Annotated in this window: 18 protein-coding genes, 1 tRNA gene and 1 pseudogene; 13 read left to right on the forward strand and 7 right to left on the reverse strand. The window is 74.9% G+C overall.

Annotation, left to right across the window (positions count from 1 at the left end; all coding sequences use genetic code 11):
- The first annotated feature begins 67 nt into the window (after nucleotides 1–67).
- Nucleotides 68–1756: an FAD-dependent oxidoreductase gene (locus tag ECOMGDLI_RS21990; RefSeq protein WP_088318998.1), complete on the forward strand. Its 1689-nt coding sequence runs from the start codon at nucleotides 68–70 to the stop codon at nucleotides 1754–1756.
- A 4-nt stretch (nucleotides 1757–1760) separates the two neighbouring features.
- The gene (locus tag ECOMGDLI_RS21995) at nucleotides 1761–3206 is read left to right on the forward strand and encodes an ATP-binding protein (RefSeq protein ID WP_088318999.1); all 1446 of its coding nucleotides are present in this window, start codon (nucleotides 1761–1763) and stop codon (nucleotides 3204–3206) included.
- Between the two features lie 7 nt (nucleotides 3207–3213).
- Here the strand turns inward: ECOMGDLI_RS21995 and ECOMGDLI_RS22000 are convergent, their stop codons facing one another.
- Complete coding sequence (locus ECOMGDLI_RS22000) at nucleotides 3214–3636, reverse strand: VOC family protein (RefSeq protein WP_088319000.1); 423 nt, start codon at nucleotides 3634–3636, stop codon at nucleotides 3214–3216.
- A 109-nt stretch (nucleotides 3637–3745) separates the two neighbouring features.
- Here ECOMGDLI_RS22000 and ECOMGDLI_RS22005 point away from each other — a divergent pair.
- Nucleotides 3746–4731 (forward strand): annotated as a pseudogene (locus ECOMGDLI_RS22005) (helix-turn-helix transcriptional regulator).
- Between the two features lie 860 nt (nucleotides 4732–5591).
- Here ECOMGDLI_RS22005 and ECOMGDLI_RS22015 read toward each other — a convergent pair.
- Nucleotides 5592–5675, reverse strand: a tRNA-Leu gene (locus ECOMGDLI_RS22015).
- A gap of 222 nt (nucleotides 5676–5897) precedes the next feature.
- Between ECOMGDLI_RS22015 and ECOMGDLI_RS22020 the strand changes: the two genes are divergently transcribed.
- The gene (locus ECOMGDLI_RS22020; RefSeq protein WP_088319002.1) at nucleotides 5898–7235 is read left to right on the forward strand and encodes a M20/M25/M40 family metallo-hydrolase; all 1338 of its coding nucleotides are present in this window, start codon (nucleotides 5898–5900) and stop codon (nucleotides 7233–7235) included.
- Nucleotides 7236–7245: 10 nt separating this feature from the next.
- On the opposite strand, the gene ECOMGDLI_RS22025 is transcribed toward ECOMGDLI_RS22020, so the two are convergent.
- Nucleotides 7246–8547, reverse strand: a complete 1302-nt coding sequence (locus ECOMGDLI_RS22025) for an aspartate aminotransferase family protein (protein WP_088319003.1) — start codon at nucleotides 8545–8547, stop codon at nucleotides 7246–7248.
- A 111-nt stretch (nucleotides 8548–8658) separates the two neighbouring features.
- Between ECOMGDLI_RS22025 and ECOMGDLI_RS22030 the strand changes: the two genes are divergently transcribed.
- Nucleotides 8659–9045: a nuclear transport factor 2 family protein gene (locus tag ECOMGDLI_RS22030; RefSeq protein ID WP_088319004.1), complete on the forward strand. Its 387-nt coding sequence runs from the start codon at nucleotides 8659–8661 to the stop codon at nucleotides 9043–9045.
- Here ECOMGDLI_RS22030 and ECOMGDLI_RS22035 read toward each other — a convergent pair.
- From ECOMGDLI_RS22035 to ECOMGDLI_RS22055, 4 genes are all read right to left on the reverse strand, one after another.
- On the reverse strand, nucleotides 9039–10592 hold the full coding sequence (locus ECOMGDLI_RS22035; RefSeq protein ID WP_088319005.1) for an amino acid permease: 1554 nt from the start codon (nucleotides 10590–10592) through the stop codon (nucleotides 9039–9041). The two genes, ECOMGDLI_RS22030 and ECOMGDLI_RS22035, sit on opposite strands and share 7 nt — an antisense overlap.
- 80 nt (nucleotides 10593–10672) lie before the next feature.
- Nucleotides 10673–11419 carry an AAA family ATPase gene (locus ECOMGDLI_RS22040; RefSeq protein WP_233153586.1) on the reverse strand — a complete coding sequence of 249 codons (747 nt, stop codon included), beginning with the start codon at nucleotides 11417–11419 and terminating at the stop codon, nucleotides 10673–10675.
- A 5-nt stretch (nucleotides 11420–11424) separates the two neighbouring features.
- The gene (locus ECOMGDLI_RS22045; protein ID WP_088289799.1) at nucleotides 11425–11667 is read right to left on the reverse strand and encodes a DUF5703 family protein; all 243 of its coding nucleotides are present in this window, start codon (nucleotides 11665–11667) and stop codon (nucleotides 11425–11427) included.
- 440 nt (nucleotides 11668–12107) lie between these two features.
- Nucleotides 12108–13091, reverse strand: a complete 984-nt coding sequence (locus tag ECOMGDLI_RS22055) for an aldo/keto reductase (RefSeq protein WP_088319006.1) — start codon at nucleotides 13089–13091, stop codon at nucleotides 12108–12110.
- Between the two features lie 120 nt (nucleotides 13092–13211).
- Here ECOMGDLI_RS22055 and ECOMGDLI_RS22060 point away from each other — a divergent pair, with 120 nt between their 5' ends.
- The 8 genes from ECOMGDLI_RS22060 (at nucleotide 13212) to ECOMGDLI_RS22095 (ending at nucleotide 22345) form a co-directional block, all read left to right on the forward strand.
- On the forward strand, nucleotides 13212–14276 hold the full coding sequence (locus ECOMGDLI_RS22060; protein ID WP_088319007.1) for an LLM class F420-dependent oxidoreductase: 1065 nt from the start codon (nucleotides 13212–13214) through the stop codon (nucleotides 14274–14276).
- 5 nt (nucleotides 14277–14281) lie between these two features.
- Nucleotides 14282–15109, forward strand: a complete 828-nt coding sequence (locus tag ECOMGDLI_RS22065) for an undecaprenyl-diphosphate phosphatase (RefSeq protein WP_088319107.1) — start codon at nucleotides 14282–14284, stop codon at nucleotides 15107–15109.
- A gap of 65 nt (nucleotides 15110–15174) precedes the next feature.
- Nucleotides 15175–15948 (forward strand): histidine phosphatase family protein, encoded by a 774-nt coding sequence (locus ECOMGDLI_RS22070; protein WP_088319008.1) that lies wholly within the window; start codon nucleotides 15175–15177, stop codon nucleotides 15946–15948.
- Nucleotides 15949–15959: 11 nt separating this feature from the next.
- Nucleotides 15960–16556, forward strand: coding sequence for a DUF3090 domain-containing protein (locus ECOMGDLI_RS22075; RefSeq protein ID WP_088289779.1), 597 nt, complete (start codon nucleotides 15960–15962; stop codon nucleotides 16554–16556).
- Nucleotides 16557–16558: 2 nt separating this feature from the next.
- On the forward strand, nucleotides 16559–17437 hold the full coding sequence (locus ECOMGDLI_RS22080; RefSeq protein ID WP_088319009.1) for an SCO1664 family protein: 879 nt from the start codon (nucleotides 16559–16561) through the stop codon (nucleotides 17435–17437).
- Between the two features lie 49 nt (nucleotides 17438–17486).
- Complete coding sequence (mshC, locus tag ECOMGDLI_RS22085) at nucleotides 17487–18770, forward strand: cysteine--1-D-myo-inosityl 2-amino-2-deoxy-alpha-D-glucopyranoside ligase (protein ID WP_088319010.1); 1284 nt, start codon at nucleotides 17487–17489, stop codon at nucleotides 18768–18770.
- A 26-nt stretch (nucleotides 18771–18796) separates the two neighbouring features.
- On the forward strand, nucleotides 18797–20575 hold the full coding sequence (locus ECOMGDLI_RS22090) for a BTAD domain-containing putative transcriptional regulator (protein ID WP_088319011.1): 1779 nt from the start codon (nucleotides 18797–18799) through the stop codon (nucleotides 20573–20575).
- Between the two features lie 72 nt (nucleotides 20576–20647).
- Nucleotides 20648–22345, forward strand: a complete 1698-nt coding sequence (locus ECOMGDLI_RS22095) for a BTAD domain-containing putative transcriptional regulator (protein ID WP_088319012.1) — start codon at nucleotides 20648–20650, stop codon at nucleotides 22343–22345.
- Nucleotides 22346–22369 lie beyond the last annotated feature (24 nt).

Here is a 22369-nt window from a genome sequence, read left to right on the forward strand (position 1 = left end):
TGCGGCGCGCCGGCCGGCTCGTTAGCGTGACCGGCATGCCCGAGCCGTCCGCAGCGTTGGCCCTGTCGTGACCGAGCCCGACCTCGCGCCCGAGCAGGAGCGCCGCCCCGTCATCCTCACCGTCGACGACGACCCGTCCGTCTCCCGCGCCGTCGCTCGGGACCTGCGCCGCCGGTACGGCGACCGGCACCGGGTGGTCCGTGCGTCGTCCGGCGCCGAGGCCCTGGACGCCCTCAAGGAGCTCAAGCTGCGCGGCGAGCCGGTCGCCGTCCTGCTCGCCGACTACCGGATGCCCCAGATGAACGGCGTCGAGTTCCTCGAGGCGGCGATGGACCTCTTCCCGCGGGCCCGCCGCGCGCTGCTCACGGCCTACGCCGACACCGACGCCGCGATCCGGGCGATCAACGACGTGGACGTCGACCACTACCTGCTCAAGCCGTGGTCACCCCCGGAGGAGAAGCTCTACCCGGTCATCGACACGCTCCTCGAGCTGTGGGCCGCGAGCGGCGAGGCCGCGGTGACGGCGACGAAGGTCGTCGGGCACCGGTTCTCCCGGCCGAGCTTCGAGGTGCGGGACTTCCTCGCGCGCAACGCCGTCCCGTACCGCTGGTACGCCGCCGACGACCCGGACGGCGCGCGGCTGCTCGCGGCGAGCGACTCGACGCCGCACGACGTCCCGGTCGTCGTGACCGCCGACGGCACGGTGCTGCGGTCGCCGTCCCTCGCCGACCTCGCGTCGAGCGTCGGCCTGTCGACGGTGCCGACCGAGGACTTCTACGACGTCCTCATCGTCGGGGCCGGCCCGGCCGGCCTCGGCGCCGCCGTGTACGGCGCGTCCGAGGGCCTGCGCACCGTGCTCGTCGAGCGTCAGGCGGCGGGCGGGCAGGCCGGGCAGAGCTCGCGGATCGAGAACTACCTCGGCTTCCCCGACGGGGTGTCCGGCGGGCAGCTCACCGACCGGGCCCGCCGGCAGGCGGTGAAGTTCGGCGCCGAGGTGCTCACGGCGCGCACGGCGGTCGCCATCGACGCGACCGGACCGCGCCGCGTCGTCCGGTTCGAGGACGGCAGCCACATCGCCGCGCACACGGTGATCCTCGCGACCGGCGTCGCGTACCGGCAGCTCGACGCGGCAGGCGCCGACCGCTTCGTGGGCAGCGGCGTCTACTACGGCTCGACGGCCACCGAGGCCGCCACGTGCGCGGGCGAGCACGTCGTCGTCGTGGGCGGGGCGAACTCGGCCGGGCAGGCCGCGGTGTTCCTCGCCCGGCACGCCGCGCGGGTGACCCTCGTCGTCCGCGGCCGCGACCTGGAACGGTCGATGTCGCACTACCTCATCGAGCAGGTGCGGGCGGTGCCGAACATCGAGGTCCGGCTCTGCACCCGGGTCGCCGCGCTGGACGGCGAGGAGCACCTCGAGCGGGTCACGCTCGCCGACGACGCGACGGGGACCTCGACGACGGTCGAGACCGGGCACGTCTTCGTCTTCATCGGGGCGTCGCCGATGACGGGCTGGCTGCCCGACGCGGTGCACCGTGACGACGCGGGCTTCGTCCTCACAGGCCCCGACCTCGTGCGGGACGGCGCGCCGCCGCCCGGCTGGTCGGCGGACCGCGAACCGTACCTGCTCGAGTCGAGCGTGCCGGGGGTGTTCGTCGCGGGCGACGTCCGCTCGCAGTCGGTGAAGCGGGTGGCCTCCGCGGTCGGCGAGGGGGCCCTCGCGGTGACCCTGGTGCACCGGTACCTGGAAGGGCGGTGACGGCGTGACGGTCGAGGCGACGAGCCCCGAGGGCGCCCCGGAGCGGGTCGGCCCCGACGTGCTGCGCACGCTGTTCCTCTTCGAGTCGCTTGACGACGACAAGCTCGCCTGGCTGGCGGCGCACGGCCGGGTCGAGCGCCGGGCCGCGGGGGAGGCCGTCTACACCCAGGGCGACCCCGCGACGTGCTTCTTCGTGCTGCTCGAGGGCACGGTCGTGATGCGGCGCCGGGTCGAGGACCACGAGATCGAGATCATCCGCACGAGCCAGCGCGGTGCCTACGCGGGGGCCACCCAGGCGTACGTCCGGACGCCGGAACCGTTGCCGTACAGCGCCTCCATGGAGGCCGTCACCGACGCGGCGCTGCTCGCGCTCGACGCGGACGAGTTCGCCGTCGAGATCCGCACCTGGTTCCCGATGGCGATGCACCTGCTCGAGGGGCTGTTCGTCGGGATGCGGTCGAGCAACGAGATCATCGCCCAGCGGGAGCGGCTGCTCTCGCTCGGCCGGCTCACCGCGGGGCTCACGCACGAGCTGAACAACCCGGCCGCGGCCGCCGTCCGGGCGACCGCGACGCTGCGCGAGCGGTTCTCCGCCATGCGGCACAAGCTCGCGAGCCTCGCCGACGGCAAGCTCGACGCGGACACGCTGATCCGGCTCACCGACGTCCAGGAGGAGGCCGTGGCCCGGCTCGCCTCGGCCCCCGAGCTGTCCCCGCTCGAGACGAGCGACGCCGAGGACGAGCTGACCGACTGGCTCGACGACCGCGAGGTGCCGAACGGCTGGGAGCTCGCGGCGACCCTCGTCGCCGCCGGGCTCGACACCGACTGGCTCGACCGGGTGGCCGCCGCCGTGCCGCGGACCCACCTCGGCGGCGGGCTGCGCTGGGTGACGTACACCCTCGAGACGGAGATGCTGCTCAACGAGATCGACGACACGACGGGCCGGATCTCGGCGCTCGTCGGGGCCGCGAAGCAGTACTCCCAGATGGACCGGGCGCCGCGGCAGGACGTCGACGTCCACGAAGGCCTCAAGTCGACGCTCGTCATGCTCGGCGCCAAGCTGCGGCCCGGAGTCACCATCGTCAAGGACCTCGACCGGACGCTGCCGCGGATCCCCGCCTACCCCGGCGAGCTCAACCAGGTCTGGACGAACCTCATCGAGAACGCCGTCCAGGCGATGGGCGGCCGGGGCACGCTCACGGTGCGCACGGCGCGGGACGGCGACACCGTGCTCGTCGAGATCGGCGACACCGGGCCCGGTGTGCCGGCCGAGTTGCAGTCCAAGATCTTCGAGCCGTTCTTCACGACCAAGCCGGTCGGGGAGGGCACCGGGCTCGGGCTCGACATCTCCTACCGCATCGTCGCCCAGCGGCACCGCGGCGACCTGCGCGTCGAGTCGGCGCCGGGGGACACCCGCTTCCAGGTCCGCCTCCCGCTCCACGACAGCTGACCCCGCGTCAGGTGGGCCGGGGGGCCGGGACGTCGAGCACCCAGGTGACACCGAAGCGGTCGGTGACCATCCCGTAGAGCAGCGCCCATCCGGCCGGCGCCAGCGGCACCTTCACCGTCGCGTCCGCGCACAGGCCGTCCCAGTAGCGACGCACCTCGTCCTCGTCCTGCCCCCGGACGGAGACGAAGACCGGGTCGACACCGGCGTCGTGGTCCCGGGAGGCCGGCACGTCGTACGCCATGACGTGGAAGCCGTCGTCGGAGCGGACCTCGCCCCACATGACCTGGTCGGCCTCGTCGGGGCGCTGGACGGCACCGGCGTCGGCGTACGTGACGGCGAGCAGGTGGCCGCCGAACACCGACCGGTAGAACTCCAGGGCCTCGCGGGCCCGGCCGCGGAAGTTCAGGTGGACGGCGGTGGTGACACTCATGATCGGTCCCTCGTCTCGTGGTGCGTCGACCGCCCGGACGAGCGGTTCTGCAGGAGCGTGTCAGGGGAAGAGGTCAGTTTCTGACCTCTTCTTCGGCAGAATGAGCGGCATGAGCGGGACGTCGCAGCGGCTGCTGGCACTGCTGTCGCTCCTGCAGGCGCGCCGTGACTGGCCCGGGCAGGTCCTGGCGGAGCGTCTCGACGTCAGCCCCCGGACGGTGCGGCGCGACGTCGACCGGCTCCGGGACCTCGGGTACCCGATCAGGGCGACGAAGGGCCCGGACGGCGGCTACCGGCTGGACGCCGGCGCGCACCTGCCCCCGCTGCTCTTCGACGACGAGCAGGCGGTCGCGCTCGCGATCGCCCTGCGGACGGCGGCCGGTGCGGGGGCCGGTGTCGGCGAGGCAGCGGCCCGGGCCCTCGGCACCGTGCGCCAGGTGATGCCCGCCCGGCTCCGGCAGCGCATCGACGCGCTCGAGGTCACCGCCGTCGGCACCGGCGACGACCGGACGGCGGACGCCGACCCGTCCGTCCTCGCGGCCCTGACCGACGCCGTCCGGGCCCGGCGGGTCCTGCGTCTGGACCACGCCGGCGCAGCCGGCACGCCCGCTGCCGACGCGGCGCCCCCGACGCCTCCGCGCAGGGTCGAGCCGCACCACGTCGTGCACCGCCACGGCCGGTGGTATCTGCTCGCCTGGGACCTCGACCGGACCGACTGGCGCACCTTCAGGGCCGACCGGGTCACGCCGCGGACCCCGGCCGGCGCCCGCTTCGAGCCCGGCCGGTCCCGGGCGGGGACGTCGCAGCCTTCGTGACGGCGCTGTTCAAGGGCTCCCGCACCGGTGAGGACGCGTGGCCGTGCCGCGGGCGCGTCGTCCTGGACGCCCCGCCGTCCGCCGTCGCGCCGTACGTCGGCGACGCGACGCTGGAGGCGCTCGGCCCCGACCGGACCGTGCTCACGGCGGGGTCGTGGTCCTGGGCGGGGCTCGCCGCGTCGGTGGCCCGCTTCGACGTGGACTTCGAGGTCCTCGACCCGCCCGAGCTGCGGGACGCCGTCGCCGGCCTGGCCCGGCGCTTCACGGCCGCCGCGGGCTGACGGTCGGCACGCGGCGCGTGGACCGGGCGCCTGGAGCGGACCTGCATCACCCTTCGTGCCGACGTCCCGCCTGTTCCCAGCCCGCGCCCAGCAACCGGACGTAGCCGCATCCGGCACCTACGTCGCTCACAGCCCGGCCACAGGCCGGCCGCCGACGGTGAGGTCACGAACATGAGCCGGTGCACCGAGGCACCGGCCGTCGAACGGAGGACCACAGTCGTGACTCTCACCAAGGTCGGCCGGGCCGCAGCGATCACCGCCGCGGCGGGCGCCCTCGTCATCGGCGGCGCGGCGCTGGCCGCCAACGCCGCGACCAGCACGCCGTCGCCCGGCACGAGCACCGCGACGCCCGGCACCGAGGGCGGCAAGGGCGGCCCGATGGGCGGCCACGACCACACCCCGGTCACCGGCGACGAGCTCGNACGCCCGGCACCGAGGGCGGAAAGGGCGGCCCGATGGGCGGCCACGACCACACCCCGGTCACCGGCGACGAGCTCGCCAAGGTCACCGCCGCCGTCAAGGCCAAGGACTCCGCCGTCACGGTGACGTCCGTGCAGAAGGACGAGGACGGCTCCTACGACGTCTTCGGCACCAAGGCCGGCGCTCCGATCGGCTTCGAGGTCAGCAAGGACCTCACGACCGTCACCGAACGCTCCCGCCCGGCAGGCGGCCGCGGCCCGGGCGCCCCGGACGGCCAGGCGCCGTCGGGCGCCACGCAGGGCTCGACGAGCACGCCGAGCAGCACCACGGCCTGACACGCCGGACCGCGGACCGGACCGCGGACCGGACCGCGGACCAGCAAGGCGGGCCGGACCGGGGAAGCACGAAGGCCCGGCTCCGAGGAGCCGGGCCTTCCGCTGTGTCCGAGGGGGGACTTGAACCCCCATGCCCGTTAGGGCACTAGCACCTCAAGCTAGCGCGTCTGCCAATTCCGCCACCCGGACGAGTGGTCCCCGACACCCGTGGGTGCCGCGGCGGAGACAAAGTTAGCACGTCCCCGAGGGCACTCCGCACGCACATACCCGCGCCCCGCGGGACGCCTCCGACGAGGCCTGTGAGACACCTGCCCGGCCGTCCGGAAACCTCCGGAACATCCGGAAACACCGGCCGGGTAGCGTGGCCGCGGGCCGGGTCGCGGCCGGCCCGACGCCGTCCGAGGAGGTCCCGTGAGCGAGCAGAGCAGCGCCGTCCCCGAGCACGGGGTCGTCCCGGCGGCCGAGGACGAGGTCGTCGACATCTGCCGCGACCTCATCCGGATCGACACGTCGAACTACGGCGACGGGTCAGGCCCGGGGGAGCGCAAGGCGGCCGAGCACGTCGCCGCGCTGCTCGAGGAGGTCGGCCTCACGACCGAGATCGTCGAGTCCGCCCCGGGCCGGGCCAGCGTCGTCACCCGGATCACCGGGGCGGACCCGGACCGGCCCGCGCTCGTCGTCCACGGTCACACCGACGTCGTCCCGGCCCGCGCCGAGGACTGGCGGGTCGACCCGTTCGCGGCCGAGGTCGAGGACGGCTGCGTCTGGGGCCGCGGAGCGGTCGACATGAAGGACATGGACGCGATGATCCTGGCGTCCGTCCGCGAGCTGGTCCGCTCCCGCCGCAAGCCCCCGCGCGACCTCGTCGTCGCGTTCTTCGCCGACGAGGAGGCGGGCGGTACGTACGGCGCCCGCTACCTCGTCGACCACCGGCCGGACCTGTTCGAGGGCGCGACCGAGGCGGTCAGCGAGGTCGGCGGCTTCTCGACGACGATCAACGGCCGGCGCGCCTACCTGCTCCAGACCGCGGAGAAGGGCCTGCTCTGGCTGCGGCTCGTGGCGCACGGCCGGGCCGGGCACGGCTCGCAGGTGAACACCGACAACGCCGTGACCCGGCTCTGCGAGGCGGTCGCCCGGGTCGGCGCGCACCCGTGGCCGCTCGACATCACCCCCACGGTGCGGTCGTTCCTCGACGGCGTCGAGGAGATCACCGGCACCCCGCTGCCCGCCGACGACCCGGACGCGCTCGTCGCCGTCCTCGGCTCCACCGCGGCGTTCGTCGGCGCCACCCTGCGGAACACGTCGAACCCGACGCTGCTCGAGGCCGGGTACAAGCACAACGTCATCCCCGGGTCGGCGTCCGCGCTCGTCGACTGCCGGTTCATCCCCGGGCGTGAGGAGCAGCTGCTGGCGACCGTCCGGGAGCTGGCCGGCCCCGGCGTCGACGTGGAGACGGTGCACCGCGCGGTGTCCCTGGACACCCCGTTCAGCGGTGCTCTCGTCGACGCCATGGTCGGTGCGCTCGAGGCCGAGGACCCGGGCTGCGCCGTCCTGCCGTACTGCCTGTCCGGCGGCACCGACAACAAGTCGCTCAGCGACCTCGGCATCACCGGGTACGGGTTCGCGCCGCTGCGGCTGCCGGCGGAGCTCGACTTCGCCGGCATGTTCCACGGCGTCGACGAGCGGGTGCCGCTCGACGCGCTGCGGTTCGGCGTCCGGGTGCTGCGCCGGTTCCTCGAGACGGCCTGACCGACGGCGGTCAGGCCGGCTGCTCCCACAGCGGCGCCCGCTCGGCGAGCAGCCGGGCCACCGTGGCGACGACGTCGTCGACGTGCGCGTCGGTGACCCGCAGGCTGAGCGCGACGAACCCGCGCCGGGCCAGGTACCAGCCGCACTCGAGCAGGTCGAGGAAGAACAGCTCGGCGAGCCGGTCGTCCGCGGCGCCCGCGTCGGCGACGGTGCGCACCGGCCCGGGCGTGGCGTGCACCCCGACGATCGAGCCGCACCCGGTCGCGCAGAAGGGTGCCCCGGCGGCCCGGAAGACCTGCTCCAGCCCGCTGCGCAGCCGGTCGCCGCGGTCGTTGAGCGCCTGCTGCACGTCGGGGGTGAGCACCCGGGTCAGCCCGGCCAGGCCCGCCGCCATCGACAGCACGTTGTTGTTGAAGGTGCCCGCGTGCGGCAGCGCGTGCCCGCTCGACGGGTCGAAGAGCGCCATGACGTCGGCGCGGCCGCCGAAGGCGCCGAACGACATGCCCCCGCCGACGTACTTGCCGAGCGTCGTCAGGTCCGGGCGGATCCCGAGCAGTGCCTGCAGGCCGCCCGGGGACAGCCGCGACGTCATCACCTCGTCGAAGACGAGCAGCGCGCCGTGCGCGTCGGCGAGGTCGCGCAGGCGCTGCAGGAACACCGGGTCGCCGGGGATGCAGCCGCCGGAGCCGAGCATGGGCTCGACGAGGACGGCGGCCAGCCGGTCGCCGTGCTCGGCGAAGAGCCGCTCGACGTCCTCGACGTCGTTGTAGGTGCCGAGGACGACGGGGTACGGCGCGTTCACCGGCGACGGGCCGTGGGCGAAGGACAGCAGCCCGCCGTGGTAGGCGCCGTCGAAGACGAGGAGCGCCTCGCGGCCGGTGGCGGCCCGGGCGGCGGCGACCGCCATGAGGTTCGCCTCGGTCCCCGAGTTCGTGAACCGCACCCGCTCCATCGAGGCGAACCGGCGGCAGACCTCAGCGGCCAGCCCCGCCTCGTGGGTGTTGTGCGCGCCGAAGCTGATCCCGTCGGCGAGCGTCGCGGTCACCGTCTCGCGGATCACCGGGTCGGAGTGTCCGAACAGCCCCGCCGTGTACTCGCCGAGCAGGTCGACGTAGACGTGCCCGTCGACGTCCTCGAGGTAGCAGTCCCAGGCCCGGGCGGCGCGGAACGGGAACGGGTCGAACCACAGCACGGTCCGGGTGTTCCCGCCGGGCAGCCAGCGGGCCGCCTCCGCCTGCGCCTCGGCGCTGCGCGGCCGGGCCGCGACGTACCGGGCGCGGGCCTCGTCGAGGGCCTGGTCGAGGGCGTCCATCGGGTCTCCTCGCGTCGCTCCGGCGTGCCCGGAGGCTATCCGTTCGCCCGGTCGCGCGACAGGGCGGCGCCGCCGTCAGAACTTGTCGGACCCGGCGGGCACGATCACCCCATGAGCGTGCAGATCTCCGCGGACGACGTCCGCCGTTTCTTCACCCTGCTCGAGGCGCGCGCCTGGGACGACCTGCGCGCCCTCGTCGCCGACGACCTGGTCTACGAGGTCCCGCAGACCCGGGAGCGGATCCGCGGCGCCGCTGCGTGGCTGCAGTTCTGCGTCGACTTCCCCGGGGAGTGGCACCTCGCCGTCGACCGGGTCGTCATCGACCCGGTCGCGCGGGAGGCCGCGGTCGTCGTCGCCGCGTCTCTGGACGGCGCCCCGCTGCCGAACCTGGCCTTCCTGCGGTTCGACGACGCGGGCCTGGTGACCCGGCTCGAGGACTGGTGGCCCGAGCCGTACGAGCCGCCGTCGCGCGGGGCGGCAGCCGTCGAACGCTACTGACGGCGCGCGCGGTCGTCCGCGGCGTCCCGGACGTCGACCGTACGGCCGCCGCCGGAGGGCCCGGGGCCGTGCCGATGGTCGTCCGGGTCCGTCGCGAGCCGCGACCTGCGGACGCCGTAGAGGAAGTAGACGACGAAGCCGATCGCCAGCCAGATGCCGAACCGCTCCCAGGTGAGCGCCGGGAGGTTGAGCATCAGGTAGACCGAGGCGAGCACCGACAGGATCGGGACGAGCGGCACGAGCGGGGTCCGGAAGGCACGGGGCAGGTCCGGCCGGGTCCGTCGCAGGACGACGACGCCGACCGACACGAGGACGAACGCGAAAAGCGTGCCGATGTTCACGAGCTCGGCGAGCTCACCGAGCGGCACGAGCGCGGAGATCACCGCGACGAAGACCCCCGTGACGACCGAGACGCGGATCGGTGTGCCGGTCCGCGGGCTGACGCGGGAGAACACCGGCGGCAGCAGCCGGTCGCGGCTCATCGCGAAGAAGACCCGGGACTGGCCGAGCATGAGGATCATCATGACCGTCGTCAGCCCGGCGAGGGCGCCGACGGAGATGACGGTCGCGAAGCCCGGCCGGCCGACGGAGCGGAACGCCTCGGCCAGCGGCGCCGCGACGGACACCTCGTCGTACTTGACCATCCCGACGACGACGAGCGACACGGCGACGTAGAGCACCGTGCAGATCGCGAGCGACCCGAGGATGCCGCGGGGCATGTCCCGCTGCGGGTTCCTCGTCTCCTCGGCGGCCGTCGCGACGATGTCGAAGCCGATGAACGCGAAGAAGACGAGGGCGGCACCGGTGAAGATGCCGGCGACGCCGAAGGCTCCCGGGGCGAACCCGAGGTCCTGCAGCAGCGAGGGGGCCGCCTCGGCGCCCTCCGCCGTCCGGGAGCCCGACGGCGGGATGAACGGCGAGTAGTTCGAGGCCTTGACGAAGAACAGGCCGGCGACGATGACGAACAGGACGATCGCCACCTTGATCGCCACGATGACGGTGTTCAGGCGCGCCGACACCTTGATGCCCAGGCAGATCACCCCGGTGAGCACGAGGACGACGGCGGCGGCGACGAGGTTCGGCGACGAGAGCGTCGGCTCCTCGCTGTACAGCCCTTCCGGGATCGTCACGCCGATCGTCCTCATGACGTCCGCGAAGTACTGCGACCACCCGACGGCCACCGTGCTCGCCCCGAGCGCCAGCTCGAGGATGAGGTCCCAGCCGATCACCCAGGCGACGAGCTCACCGAGCGTCGCGTAGGAGAACGTGTAGGCGGAGCCCGCGACCGGCACCGTCGACGCGAACTCGGCGTAGCAGAGCGCCGCGAGGGCGCACGTGACGCCCGCGACGACGAAGGAGATCGCGACGGCCGGCCCGGCCTGGACGCCGGCGGCCTTGCCGGTGAGGACGAAGATGCCCGTCCCGATGACGACCCCGACCCCGAACACCGTGAGGTCGAGCGCGGACAGGTCCCGCCGCAGCCGGTGCCCCGGTTCGTCGGTCTCCGCGACCGACCGCTCGACCGACTTCGTACGCAGCACGTTCATCCGGACCCCCGGCACCTCGACCGATGATCCCGGCCACTACCCCGGCGCCGCCGTCTCACACCCGCAGGACCTGCGCGACCTCAGTCGTCGGCGAGGACGTGGCGCAGGTAGCGCTGCGGGGCCTCGAGGAACCGGCGGTAGTGCCCGACGAGCGCGAGGTCCTCCCAGGCCACCTCGTGGTAGCCGTCCTCGTCGAGCTGGAGGATCGTCGCGCCCGGGACCGCCGCCACCACGGGGGAGTGCGTCGCGAGCACGACCTGGGACCGGCCGGACGCCGCGAGGTCGGCGACGAGGCCGACGAGCCCGAGGCAGGCGCTGAACGACAGCGCCGACTCCGGCTCGTCGAGGACGTACAGGCCGGGGGAGCGGAACTTGCGGGCCAGGATCTGCGCGAACGACTCGCCGTGGCTCATCTCGTGCAGGTCGTCGTCCGGGCTGCCGGGCAGGCCCTCGAGGTACGTGTAGAGCCCGTGCATCGTCTCGGCCCGCAGGAAGAAGCCCCACTTCGACGCCGTGAGACCGCGCGACACCCGCAGCACCTCGTGGAGCGGCGACTCGCTCCTGCGGCTGGAGTGCGTCGCGTTCGTCGAGCCGCCCTCGGGGTTGATCCCGTAGGCGGCCGCGATCGCCTCGACGAGGGTCGACTTGCCCGAGCCGTTCTCGCCGACGAGCACCGTCACCGGGCCGAGGTCGAGGCCCTCGGTGAGCAGCTTCTCGACCGCCGGGACGGTCCGCGGCCAGGTACCCGGCGGCAGCGCGGAGCCGTCCGCCGGCTCGACCCGGCGCACCGGCAGGGCGTGCCGGGACGGCTCCCGACGCCGCGCCACGCCGGTCAGGCCGTCCGGACCACGCGGATGATCTTCCGGCGGAGCCAGATCCGCCGTGCACCGCCCATGTACAGCCGGACGCGGGCCAGCTCCCAGTGCCCGTACTCGGCGTGCTCGGCGATCACGCGGCGTGCTTCGGCCCGCGACATGCCGCGCGGGATGGTCAGCAACCGGTACTCGTAGTCACCGGCGCCCGCGGGCAGGTCGCCGGGAGGTGGGGGCACCGGGACCGGCAGAGATTCGCTCATCACTCCAATGTCACCACGAACCGCTACGGTCGTGCCATGACGACCGACCCTCGCGCCGCGCTCGACCGCCTCGTCGCGGCACTCGAGGCTCATCTGACGGCGGCGAGCCGGCGCTCCGGCGAGGCCGACCCGGCCGTCGTCGCGGCCTACCAGACGCTCGCGGACGCGTTCGAGACCTACGACGACGCGCTCTACAGCAACTTCGACGAGGTCACCCCGTTCGTCCTCTACGACGAGGCCGACGAGGACGAGGACGACGACCTCGACGAGGACGACGNAGGACGACGAGGACGACGACGACCTCGAGGACGTCGACGACATCGACGACATCGGGATCGACGACACGGGCTCGGTCGACCTGGCCGAGGTCGACGCGGCAGCGGCCCGGGGCGACCACTAGCAACCGGTCGGGCGGTCCGGTCCGCCCACGGGGCGGACCGTCAGAACCGCTCGGGGTACCCGATCTGCGGTGCCGACACCTCGGCGAGGGCGAGCCGGATCTCCGGCGGCAGCTCGACGGCCTCGCTGGCCAGCGAGGCCCGCAATTGGGACGCCGTCCGGGCGCCGACGAGCGCCGACGCGACGCCGGGTGTGTCCCGGACCCAGGCGAGCGCGACCTCGGTCGCCGAGCACCCGAGCCCGTCCGCGGCGGTGGCGACCGCGTCGACGACCCGGCGGGACGCGCCGTCGAGGTACACCCCGACGAACCCCGACAGGTGCGGCGACGCGGCGCGCGAGTCCGCCGGCGTCCCGGTGCGGTACTTGCCGGTGAGCACCCCGCGCCCGAGCGGGGACCACGCGAGCACCCCGAGCCCGAGCGCCTCGGCCGCCGGCAGCACCTCGCGCTCGACCCCGCGCTGCACGAGCGAGAACTCCACCTCGGCGGCGACCGCACCGGCCCCGCCGAGGCCGCCGGCTCCGGCCGCCTCGAGGAGCGTGGCGGCCCGGGCGGTCTGCCAGCCGCAGTAGTTCGCGAAGCCGACGTAGCGGGCCCGGCCGGTCCGCAGGGCGTGCTCGAGGGCCGACATCGTCTCTTCGAGCGGCACGTCCTCGTGCCACGCCTGCGCGAGCCACAGGTCGACGTGGTCGGTGCGCAGCCGGCGCAGCGAGCCGTCGAGCGCGGCCAGCATCGTGCGGCGCGACGTGTCGACCTCCTGGACGCCGTGCCGCCGGACGACGCCGGCCTTCGTGCACACGATGACGTCCTCGCGGGGCACGAGCGTGCCCAGCAGGGACCCCAGGACCGTCTCGGACGCGCCGTCCCCGTAGGACGCCGCGGTGTCGACGAGGGTCCCGCCGGCGTCCGTGAACTCCCTCAGCTGGTCGGCGGCCTCGTGCTCGTCGGTGTCGCGCCCCCAGGTCAGCGTCCCGAGCCCGAGCCGGCTGACCAGGAGGCCGCTGCGTCCGACTGCTCGCTGCTCCACGGTGGTCAACGTAGAGCAATCATCCGCGCCGCTCCGGCATCTCGGGGGACACGACGCCGGCACCGCGCAATGCCGGGGAGGCGCCTCGGCGGCAGGTGACCCGCCGGTAGGGTCGGACGTATGCGCCTCGGAATCAACCTCGGCTACTGGGGTATGGGCAACGACGCCGACAACCTCGCGCTCGCGCGCGAGGCGGACCGCCTCGGCTACGCCGTCGCCTGGGTCGCCGAGGCCTACGGCTCCGACGCCGCGACGATCCTGTCGTGGATCGCCGCGCAGACCGAGCGGATCGACATCGGCTCCGCGGTGTTCCAGATCCCGGCGCGCACACCCGCGATGACCGCGATGACCGCGGGAACCCTGGACACCCTGTCGGGCGGCCGGTTCCGGCTCGGGCTCGGCGTGAGCGGCCCCCAGGTCTCCGAGGGCTGGCACGGCGTCCGGTTCGACGCCCCGCTCGGGCGCACCCGGGAGTACGTCGACATCGTCCGGATGGCGCTGCGCCGCGACAAGGTCGAGTACGCGGGCAAGCACTACACGCTGCCGCTCCCCGACGGCCCCGGCAAGGCGCTGCGGCTGACGATCCACCCGGTCCGGGAGGAGATCCCGGTCTACCTCGCCGCCGTCGGCCCGAAGAACCTCGAGCTCACCGGCGAGCTCGCCGAGGGCTGGCTCGCCATCTTCTTCTCGCCCGAGCACGCCGAGGTCTCCCTCGCGCCGCTGCGCGCCGGCCGGGTCACGGCCGGCAAGGGCACCCCGGAGAACCCGCTCGCCGGGTTCGACATCGTCCCGACCGTCCCGGTCGCGATCACGGACGACGTGTCGTCGGCGGCCGACCGCCTGCGCGGCTACGCGGCGCTCTACACCGGTGGCATGGGCAGCCGCGACAAGAACTTCTACAACGCCCTCATGCGCCGGATGGGCTTCGAGGACGCGGCCGCCAAGGTCCAGGACCTCTACCTCGCCAAGCAGCACCGGGACGCCGCCGCCGCCGTCCCGGAGGAGTTCATCGACGCCACGAGCCTGCTCGGGCCCAAGGAGCGCGTCCGCGACCGGATGGTCGCGTTCGCCGAGGCCGGCGTGACGACCCTGACGATCAGCCCCGCAGCCCTGAACCTGGAGGACCGCGTGTCCATGCTCCGTGACGTCGCCGACGCGCTCGAGGCCGCCGGGCTCGCAGAGTGAGCACCCTGAGCTACTTCGACTCCGTCGTCCTCGGGGTCGTCGAAGGGCTGACCGAGTTCCTGCCGGTCTCGAGCACCGGCCACCTGACGATCGCGAGCAAGGCCCTCGGGCTGAAGATCGACGACCCCGCGATCACCGCCTACACGGCGATCATCCAGATGGGCGCGATCTTCGCCACGTTCCTCTACTTCCGCAAGGACATCTGGCTGCTCGCCAAGGAGGGCACGACCGGCTGGCGGTCGAGCGACTGGCGCCGGCGGCAGGACTTCAAGTTCGCCTGGTACGTCGTCGCCGGCTCGATCCCCATCGGCGTCGTCGGGTTCCTCTCCAAGGACCTCATCACCGGCCCGCTGCGCAGCCTGTGGGTCGTCGCCGCCGCGCTCATCCTCTGGAGCGGCGTCATGTACGTCGCCGAGAAGCGCGGCCGGCAGAGCCTGGACCAGCAGGACCTCACCCTGAAGATCGTCCTGACGATCGGCCTCGTGCAGTGCCTCGCACTGATCCCGGGCGTCTCGCGCTCGGGTGCGACGATCTCGGCCGGTCTGCTCCAGGACGTGAACCGGGTCACGGCGACCCGGCTGTCGTTCTTCCTCGCGATCCCCGCGCTCACCGCGGCCGGGCTCTACGAGCTCAAGGACGTCGACACCGCGGTCGTCGGCTGGGGCCAGATCGCGGTCGGCACGCTTGTGTCGTTCGCCGTCGCCTACGCCTCGATCGCGTGGCTCCTGCGGTTCGTCGCGAAGCACCCGATCACGGTCTTCGTCGGGTACCGGGTCGCCGCCGGCGCGGCGCTCCTCGTGCTGCTCACGGCGGGTCTCGTCAGCGCCACCTGAGCCGTCGTCCGGCGGTGCGCCGAGCGCGGCGCGCCGTCCCGGGCGGCACCCCTTAGAGTCGGCTCGTGCCCACCGTCCTGCTCGTCCGCCACGGCCGCACGACCGCGAACGCGAGCGGCGTGCTCGCCGGCTGGACGCCCGGGGTCGGCCTCGACGACACCGGCCGCGCGCAGGCCCAGGCCCTCGCCGCGCGGATGGCGGTGCTGCCGCTGGTCTCGATCGTCACGAGCCCACTGCAGCGCTGCGTCGAGACCTCCGCGGCCCTCGTCGCCGTCGCCGGGCCGGACGCCGCGGCGCGGCCCGAGCCGGTCGTCGACGAGCGCCTCGGGGAGTGCCGCTACGGCGACTGGACCGGCAAGGAGCTCAAGGTCCTCGCGAAGGAGCCGCTCTGGGCCGTCGTCCAGGCGCACCCGTCGGCCGTGACGTTCCCCGGCCCCGAGGGCGAGTCGATGCTCACGATGCAGCACCGGGCCGTCGAGGCCGTCCGCGCTCACGACGCCCGGGTCGCCGCCGAGCACGGCCCCGACGCCGTGTGGGTCGCCGTCTCGCACGGGGACGTCATCAAGGCCGTCGTCGCCGATGCCCTCGGCATGCACCTGGACGCCTTCCAGCGGATCCAGGTCGACCCGTGCTCGGTGAGCGCCGTCCGCTACACCCCGCTGCGTCCGTTCTCGCTGCGGGTCAACGACACCGGCGGGGACCTCTCGGCGCTGCGACCCCCACCCGCCAAGAAGCGCCGCGCCGCCCGCAAGGGCACCCGGACGACGGCCGCCGCCCTCGCGGCGGCCTCCGACGCGGCCGTCGGCGGCGGCGCCGGCAACGACGACGGCAACGGCTAGGGTCTGTGGATATGTCTCGTCAGGTCTTCGACTACGACCCGCCGGACCGCTTCGTGGCGGGCACGGTCGGTGAGCCGGGCCAGCGCACCTTCTTCCTCCAGGCGCGCGCCGGCACCCGGCTCACGAGCGTCGCGCTCGAGAAGACCCAGGTGAGCGTCCTCGCCGAGCGCGTCGACGAGCTGCTCGACGAGGTCCTGCGGCGCAGCGGCGGACAGGCACCCGTCCCGGCCCTCACCCCGACGGTCGCCGAGGACACCGCCGCGCTCGACACCCCCATCGAGGAGGAGTTCCGGGTCGGCACGATGAGCCTGGCCTGGGACGGCGAGACGAGCCGGGTCGTCATCGAGGCGTTCTCCGAGGGGGCCACGCCGGAGCTCGAGGACACCGACGACGAGGACGACGAGGAGCCCGTCGGGCTGCTCGCGGACGACGAGCCCGCGGCGTCCGGGATGGTCCTGCGGGTCCGGCTCACCGGCGCCCAGGCCCGGGCCTTCGCCAAGCGCGCGCTCGCCGTCGTCGCCGCCGGCCGGCCGCCGTGCCCGTTCTGCGAGGGACCGCTCGACCCGCAGGGGCACATCTGCCCGCGGGCCAACGGCTACCGGCGCTGACCGTGCCCGCAGAGCCGGCCGACCAGGCGCCCGCCCAGCCGCCCGCGACGGTCGACGAGGCGACCCGGGTCGAGATCCTCTCCCGCGGCGAGCTGGAGATCCGGGGCCGGCTCGTCGACGCGAGCAACGCGACGCTGCTCGCGAGCGTGTCGCTCGACGGGGTCACCGCACCGTGCGTCTACAAGCCGGTCGCGGGGGAGCGGCCGCTGTGGGACTTCCCGTCCCGCACGCTGGCCCGCCGCGAGGTCGCCGCCTACGTGCTGTCCGCGGGGGCCGGGCTCGACGTCGTCCCGGTGACCGTCCTGCGCGAGGGGCCGTACGGCACCGGCAGCGTGCAGTGGTGGGTCGACGAGGGCCAGGTCGACGAGGACGGCGACCCGGTCTCCGGCGAGCCCGGGGCCGGGCTCGTCGACGTCGTCCCGCCGCAGGAGCTGCCCGCGGGGTGGCGGCGCATCCTCGACGCCGAGGGCATCGACGGCCGCCCGGTCGTGCTCGCCCACGCCGACGACCCGACGCTGCGCCGGATGGCGCTGTTCGACGCCGTCGCGAACAACGCCGACCGCAAGGGCGGCCACGTCGTCCGGGACGCCGAGGGCGGTGTCTTCGGCGTCGACCACGGCCTCACCTTCAACCTCGACGACAAGCTCCGGACCGTGCTCTGGGGCTGGGCGGGCGAGCGGCTGCCGGGGCAGGACCGCGAGCTGCTCGCCGTGCTCGTCAAGGACCTCGAGGGCGGCGGCCCCGTGCGCGCCGCGCTCGACGACCTGCTCGCCGTCGAGGAGGTCGACCGGACCGCCGAGCGGGCGCGCGACATCCTCTCGGCGGGGCGCTACCCGCGGCCCTCCTACGGCCGCCCACCGATCCCGTGGCCGGCCTTCTGAGCCCGCGACCGGCGCGGCACCCCGTGCGGCGAGCGGTTAGGCTCCGGTCGTGACTCGCTGGCCCGCGCCCCCCGTCCCGACCCTGCCCGGCCGAGGGCTCCCGGTCCGCCTCCACGACACCGCGACCGGCACCGCCGTGCCGAGCGCCGAGGGCCCCGTCGCCCGGATGTACGTCTGCGGCATCACGCCCTACGACGCGACCCACCTCGGGCACGCCTCGACGTACGTCGCCTTCGACCTGCTCAACCGGGCCTGGCGGGACGCCGGGCTCGAGGTCCGGTACGTCCAGAACGTCACGGACGTCGACGACCCGCTGCTCGAGCGGGCCAACGCGACGGGCGTGGACTGGAAGGTCCTCGCGACCGAGCAGACCGACCTGTTCGCCGAGGACATGGACGCCCTCGACGTCCTGCCGCCCGACGACTACATCGGTGCCGTCGAGGGCATCCCGCTCGTCGTCGACGCCGTCGAGAGGCTCCTCGACCTCGGGCACGCGTACCGGGTCGGCGCCTCCGAGGATCACCCGGACGGCGACGTGTACTTCTCCGTCAACGCCGACCCGTCGTTCGGCGCGGTGAGCCACCTCGACGAGCCGCAGATGCTCGAGATCTTCGCCGAGCGGGGCGGCGACCCGGACCGCCCCGGCAAGAAGCACCCGCTCGACTGCCTGCTGTGGCGCGTGGCGCGCCCGGGCGAGCCCTCGTGGGACGGCCGCACGCTCGGCTCCGGCCGCCCCGGCTGGCACATCGAGTGCACGACGATCGCGCTGAAGCACCTCGGGATGGGTTTCGACGTCCAGGGCGGCGGCGCGGACCTGATCTTCCCGCACCACGAGATGGGCGCGGCCGAGGGCCACCTGCTCACGGGCACCCACCCGTACGCCAAGGTGTACGCGCACACCGGCATGGTCGGGCTCGACGGCCACAAGATGAGCAAGTCCCGCGGCAACCTCGTCTTCGTCTCGCGGCTGCGGGCGGACGGCGTCCCGCCGGCGGCGATCCGGCTGCAGATCCTCGCGCACCACTACCGCACCGACTGGGAGTGGACGCAGGCCTCGCTCGACGAGGCGGTCGCCCGGCTCACCCGCTGGCAGACCGCGGCCCGGACGACGCTCCCGCCCGGCGTCGTCGTCGCACCGTCCGAGGACGACACGGTCGCCGCCGTCCGTGAGCGCCTCGCCGACGACCTCGACGCGCCCGCCGCCCTGGCCGCGGTCGACGCCTGGGCGGACGCCGTCCTCGCCGTCCCCGGTACGACGGCCGCCCCGGCCGACGAGGCCGCCCACGGTCTCGTCGCCCTCGCGGCGGACGCGCTCCTCGGCGTCCGGCTCTGAGGCCGGCCCGCAGGCGCTGACCCACGGTGGCGCGGCTGCGGGTCGACCTGCTCGGACCGGTGCGGGTCTTCGTCGACGACGTCCCCCGGGCCCTGACGCCGGGGCAGACCGCGGTCCTCGCGCTGCTCGTCCTCGAGCGCCCGCGGCCGGTGCCGGTCTCGATGCTCGTCGCCGCGATGGACGGCGGCACCCCGGCGCCGCGCGCCCTCCCGCGGCTGCGCGAGATCGTGGCCGCTCTCCCGGCCCTGCTCGCGGGCACCGGGTGGGAGACCGTTGCCGGCACGGACACCTTCGCCCTGCGGACGGCGGCGCTGGAGCTCGTCGTCGACGTCGACACGCTGCCGGACCTCGTGCGGTGGCCGCAGTCCCTCGTCACGAAGCACGTGGACGGCGGTCCCGCGGTGCAGGAGACCGCCCGCGACCGGATCCGCACGCTCGCCGCCGCGTACCCGTTGCAGGGGCTGCCCGAGGAGCCGTTCCGGGCCTACCGGCGGAACCTGCGCGAGCACGCGGACGCCGCCCTGGGAGCCCTGCTCGCCAGCGCCTCGCCGCCCCCGGAACCGTTGCGGTACACCCTGTTCGGCGACACCCTCGCGCGCTGCGGCGAGCTGCCGCTGCCGCTGGACGTGCCGGCCGTGCACCGGCTGCTCGGCCTGCTCCTCTTCCGTCGCTCGACCTCGCTCGGGGTCGACGAGGTCGCCCGCGTGCTGTGGCCCGCAGACCCGGTCGCGTCCGGGGCCGACGCCGTCCGGGCGTGCCTCGCCGTGCTCACCCGGGCCTGGGACCTGCCCTCACCGGTCGTGGTCGAGGAACCGGGCCCGCGCTGGCGGCTCGACCTGTCGACCGCGACGCTCGACGTCGACGTGGCGGCCGCCCTCGTCGGCGAGGCCGACCGCGCCCTCGCCCGCGGGGCGGCCGGCAGCGCCGCGGCGCTCCTGCGGCGCGCGGTCGACACCGTGACCGGCCGGCCTCTCGAGGGTCTCGCCGGGGAGCCGTTCGAGACCGAGCGTGCGGCGCTCCGGTCGTGGCGGCAGGACCTGGTCCGGCGCTGCGTGCGCGCCGAGGTGGCGGCCGGTCACGACGAGGCGGCCGTGGACGACCTGGCCGCGCTCGTCGAGGACCACCCGCTCGACGAGCCCCTCCTCGAGACCTCCCTCGGGGTGCTGCTGCGCACCGGCCGGCCGGAGCAGGCCCTCGCCGCCCACGACGCGGCCGCGGTCCGGATGCGGCATGCGCTCGGCACCGGCCCGGGACCGACCGCCCGGGCTCTCGTCCGGCAGGCGCGTGCCGCGGTCGCGCACCCTGCCGCACCGGCACCGGCACGGGCACCGAGGGCGGCGGGGCACCGGGGGAGCGGTGCCGACCGGCCGGCAGGCGCCCCGCGGCCGCGCCGGTTCGCCGGCCTGCTGCGGGCGCTCGGCGTGGACGACCTCGGGCCACGGGTGCGGGCGCTCGGGCGGCCCTCCTACGAGCCCAGGCCGGGCGCGTCGGGGCTCCGCCCGCCTCTGTTCGGCCCGCCGTCCGTGGTGTTCCGCAGCACCGGCCAGTGGGTCCTCGCGATCGTGCTGACCGCCGTCTGCTTCGTCGGTGCTCCCTGGGCGGCACCCGTGGTGCTCGCCGCCCTCGCCGTCGGCGGACGGGTCGCGAGCCGGGCGCACCTCACCACGGGCGCCGCAGTCTGGGCCGCGATCGCCGTGGTCCTGACCAGCACCGACCTCGTGGGATGGCACCTCGCGCCCTCGGCGGTGTCCGTGCTCTCGACCGCGCACGTCGCGCTGCTCCTGCTCGGCGCGCCGTACCGCTGACGGCGGTCTCGCACGCGGCCGACGGCGCGGACCGCTGCCGCAGGGCTCGCGGGCACGGCACAATCACTGCCCGTGCAGGTGCCGGAGGGTCTCGAGGTCCGCCTGTTCGGCGTCCCCCGGGTGCTGCGAGGCGGATACCTGGTCCTGCTCCCGGGAACCGCGCAGGTCGCGCTGCTCGCCGCCCTCGCGGACCGTCGGGGCACCTCGGTCACCGCGGAGGCGCTGGCCGCCGCGATGTGGCCGCACGACCGGCCGGACACGCCCGTGGCGGCGGTCCGCGGGCACGTGGACCGGCTGCGGGCAGCGCTGGGCACCGGCCGTCGGGACGAGGCCGCGGCCCGCGAGCCGGTCCCGGCCTGGGCGACCTACGAGGTCGACGTCGTCCGCACCGGGGACGGCTGGCAGCTGGACGCCCGTCCCGGGTGCGTGGACCTCGAGCGTTTCGAGTCGGACGCCCGCGCGGGCCTGGCGTCCCTGCGGGCGGGGGAGCATCCCGCGGCGGCGGAGCTGCTCGGCCGTGCGTGCGACCACATCCGCGACCCGCTGCTCGACGGCCTGGGCGGTCCGTTCGACACCCGCCGTGCCGAGGTCCGCGCGCGGCAGCTCGAGGCGGTCATCGGGTTCGCCGACGCAGGCCTCGCCCTGGGGCTGCACGACGAGGTCGTGCTCGTCCTCGACGCCGCGGCGTCGGTCTTCCCGACGGTCCCGACGGTGTGGCAGCGCCTCGCGGCCGCCCACACCGCCCGTGGGAGCACCACCGCGGCGTACCGGGTGCTCGACCGGGCGGCCCAGCTGTTCGGCCGCTCCCCGGACCAGGCCGTGGCGCAGTCCCTGCGCCGGCTCCGCGCCCAGCTCGTGGACCGGGACCCCGCCGTCCGGCTCGCCGTGGCCCCACCCTCCGCAGCGCCGGGTCGTGCCGGTGCACGGGGCGGCGGCCGCGACCCCGGCCTGGTCACGGCCCCCGCCGGCTGGCAGCTGCAGCCGCCGTCGGTGCGGCCGCCCGTCGCGGCCCCTGCCGCCCCGGCGACCGTGACCCGCTTCCGGCTGTTCCCCCGGCTCGCGGTCCTGCTCGGCGGCAGGGAGCGCGACCTGCGGACCGACGAGCAGCGCCGGCTGCTCGCGGCGCTCCTGCTGCGCCGCAACACCCCGGTCCCGCTCGGGGACCTCGTGGCGGCCGTCTGGGGCGACGACCCTCCGATGAAGCCACGAGCCGCCGTCGAGGTCCAGCTGGCCGAGCTGAGACGGGCGTTCGCGCCGCACCCGCTGCCGGTCGGCGAGACCGCCGGCCCGGCCTGGCAGCTCACGGTGCTGCCCGGCGGCGTCGACGTCGACGAGGCCGCCACGCTCGTCGAGGAGGGCCGCCGTCAGCGTGCCGCAGGGCAGGGGGAGGCCGCCGCCGACGCCCTGCGCGGGGCGCTCGACCTGCTCGCCGGGCCCGGGCTCGCGGGGCTGGACGGCGCCGTGCTGCATGCGGAGCGCGCCCGCCTTGCGGCCTGGCGCGCCGAGCTCGCATGGGAGTGCCTCGCCGCCGAGGTCGCCTGCGACCGCACCGACCGCGCCCTGCCCGACCTGCGCGACCTCGTCGCCCGGTACCCGCTGCGTGAGGACCTCTGGGAGTGGCTCGTGCTCGCCGCCGCCCGCCACGAGGGGCGCGACGCGGGCCTGGCCGCCTACGACGAGGCGGCCCGGCACCTGCGCCGGGCCCTCGGTGCTGCACCGGGGCCGGCGCTCCAGGCGGTGCGGGCCCGGGTGGTCGCCGGGACGGTCTGACGCGTGAGCGTTCCCGCTGCGCGT

The sequence above is a fragment of the Kineosporia sp. R_H_3 genome, from assembly GCF_002198675.1.
In the GTDB taxonomy this organism is placed as follows: domain Bacteria; phylum Actinomycetota; class Actinomycetes; order Actinomycetales; family Kineosporiaceae; genus R-H-3.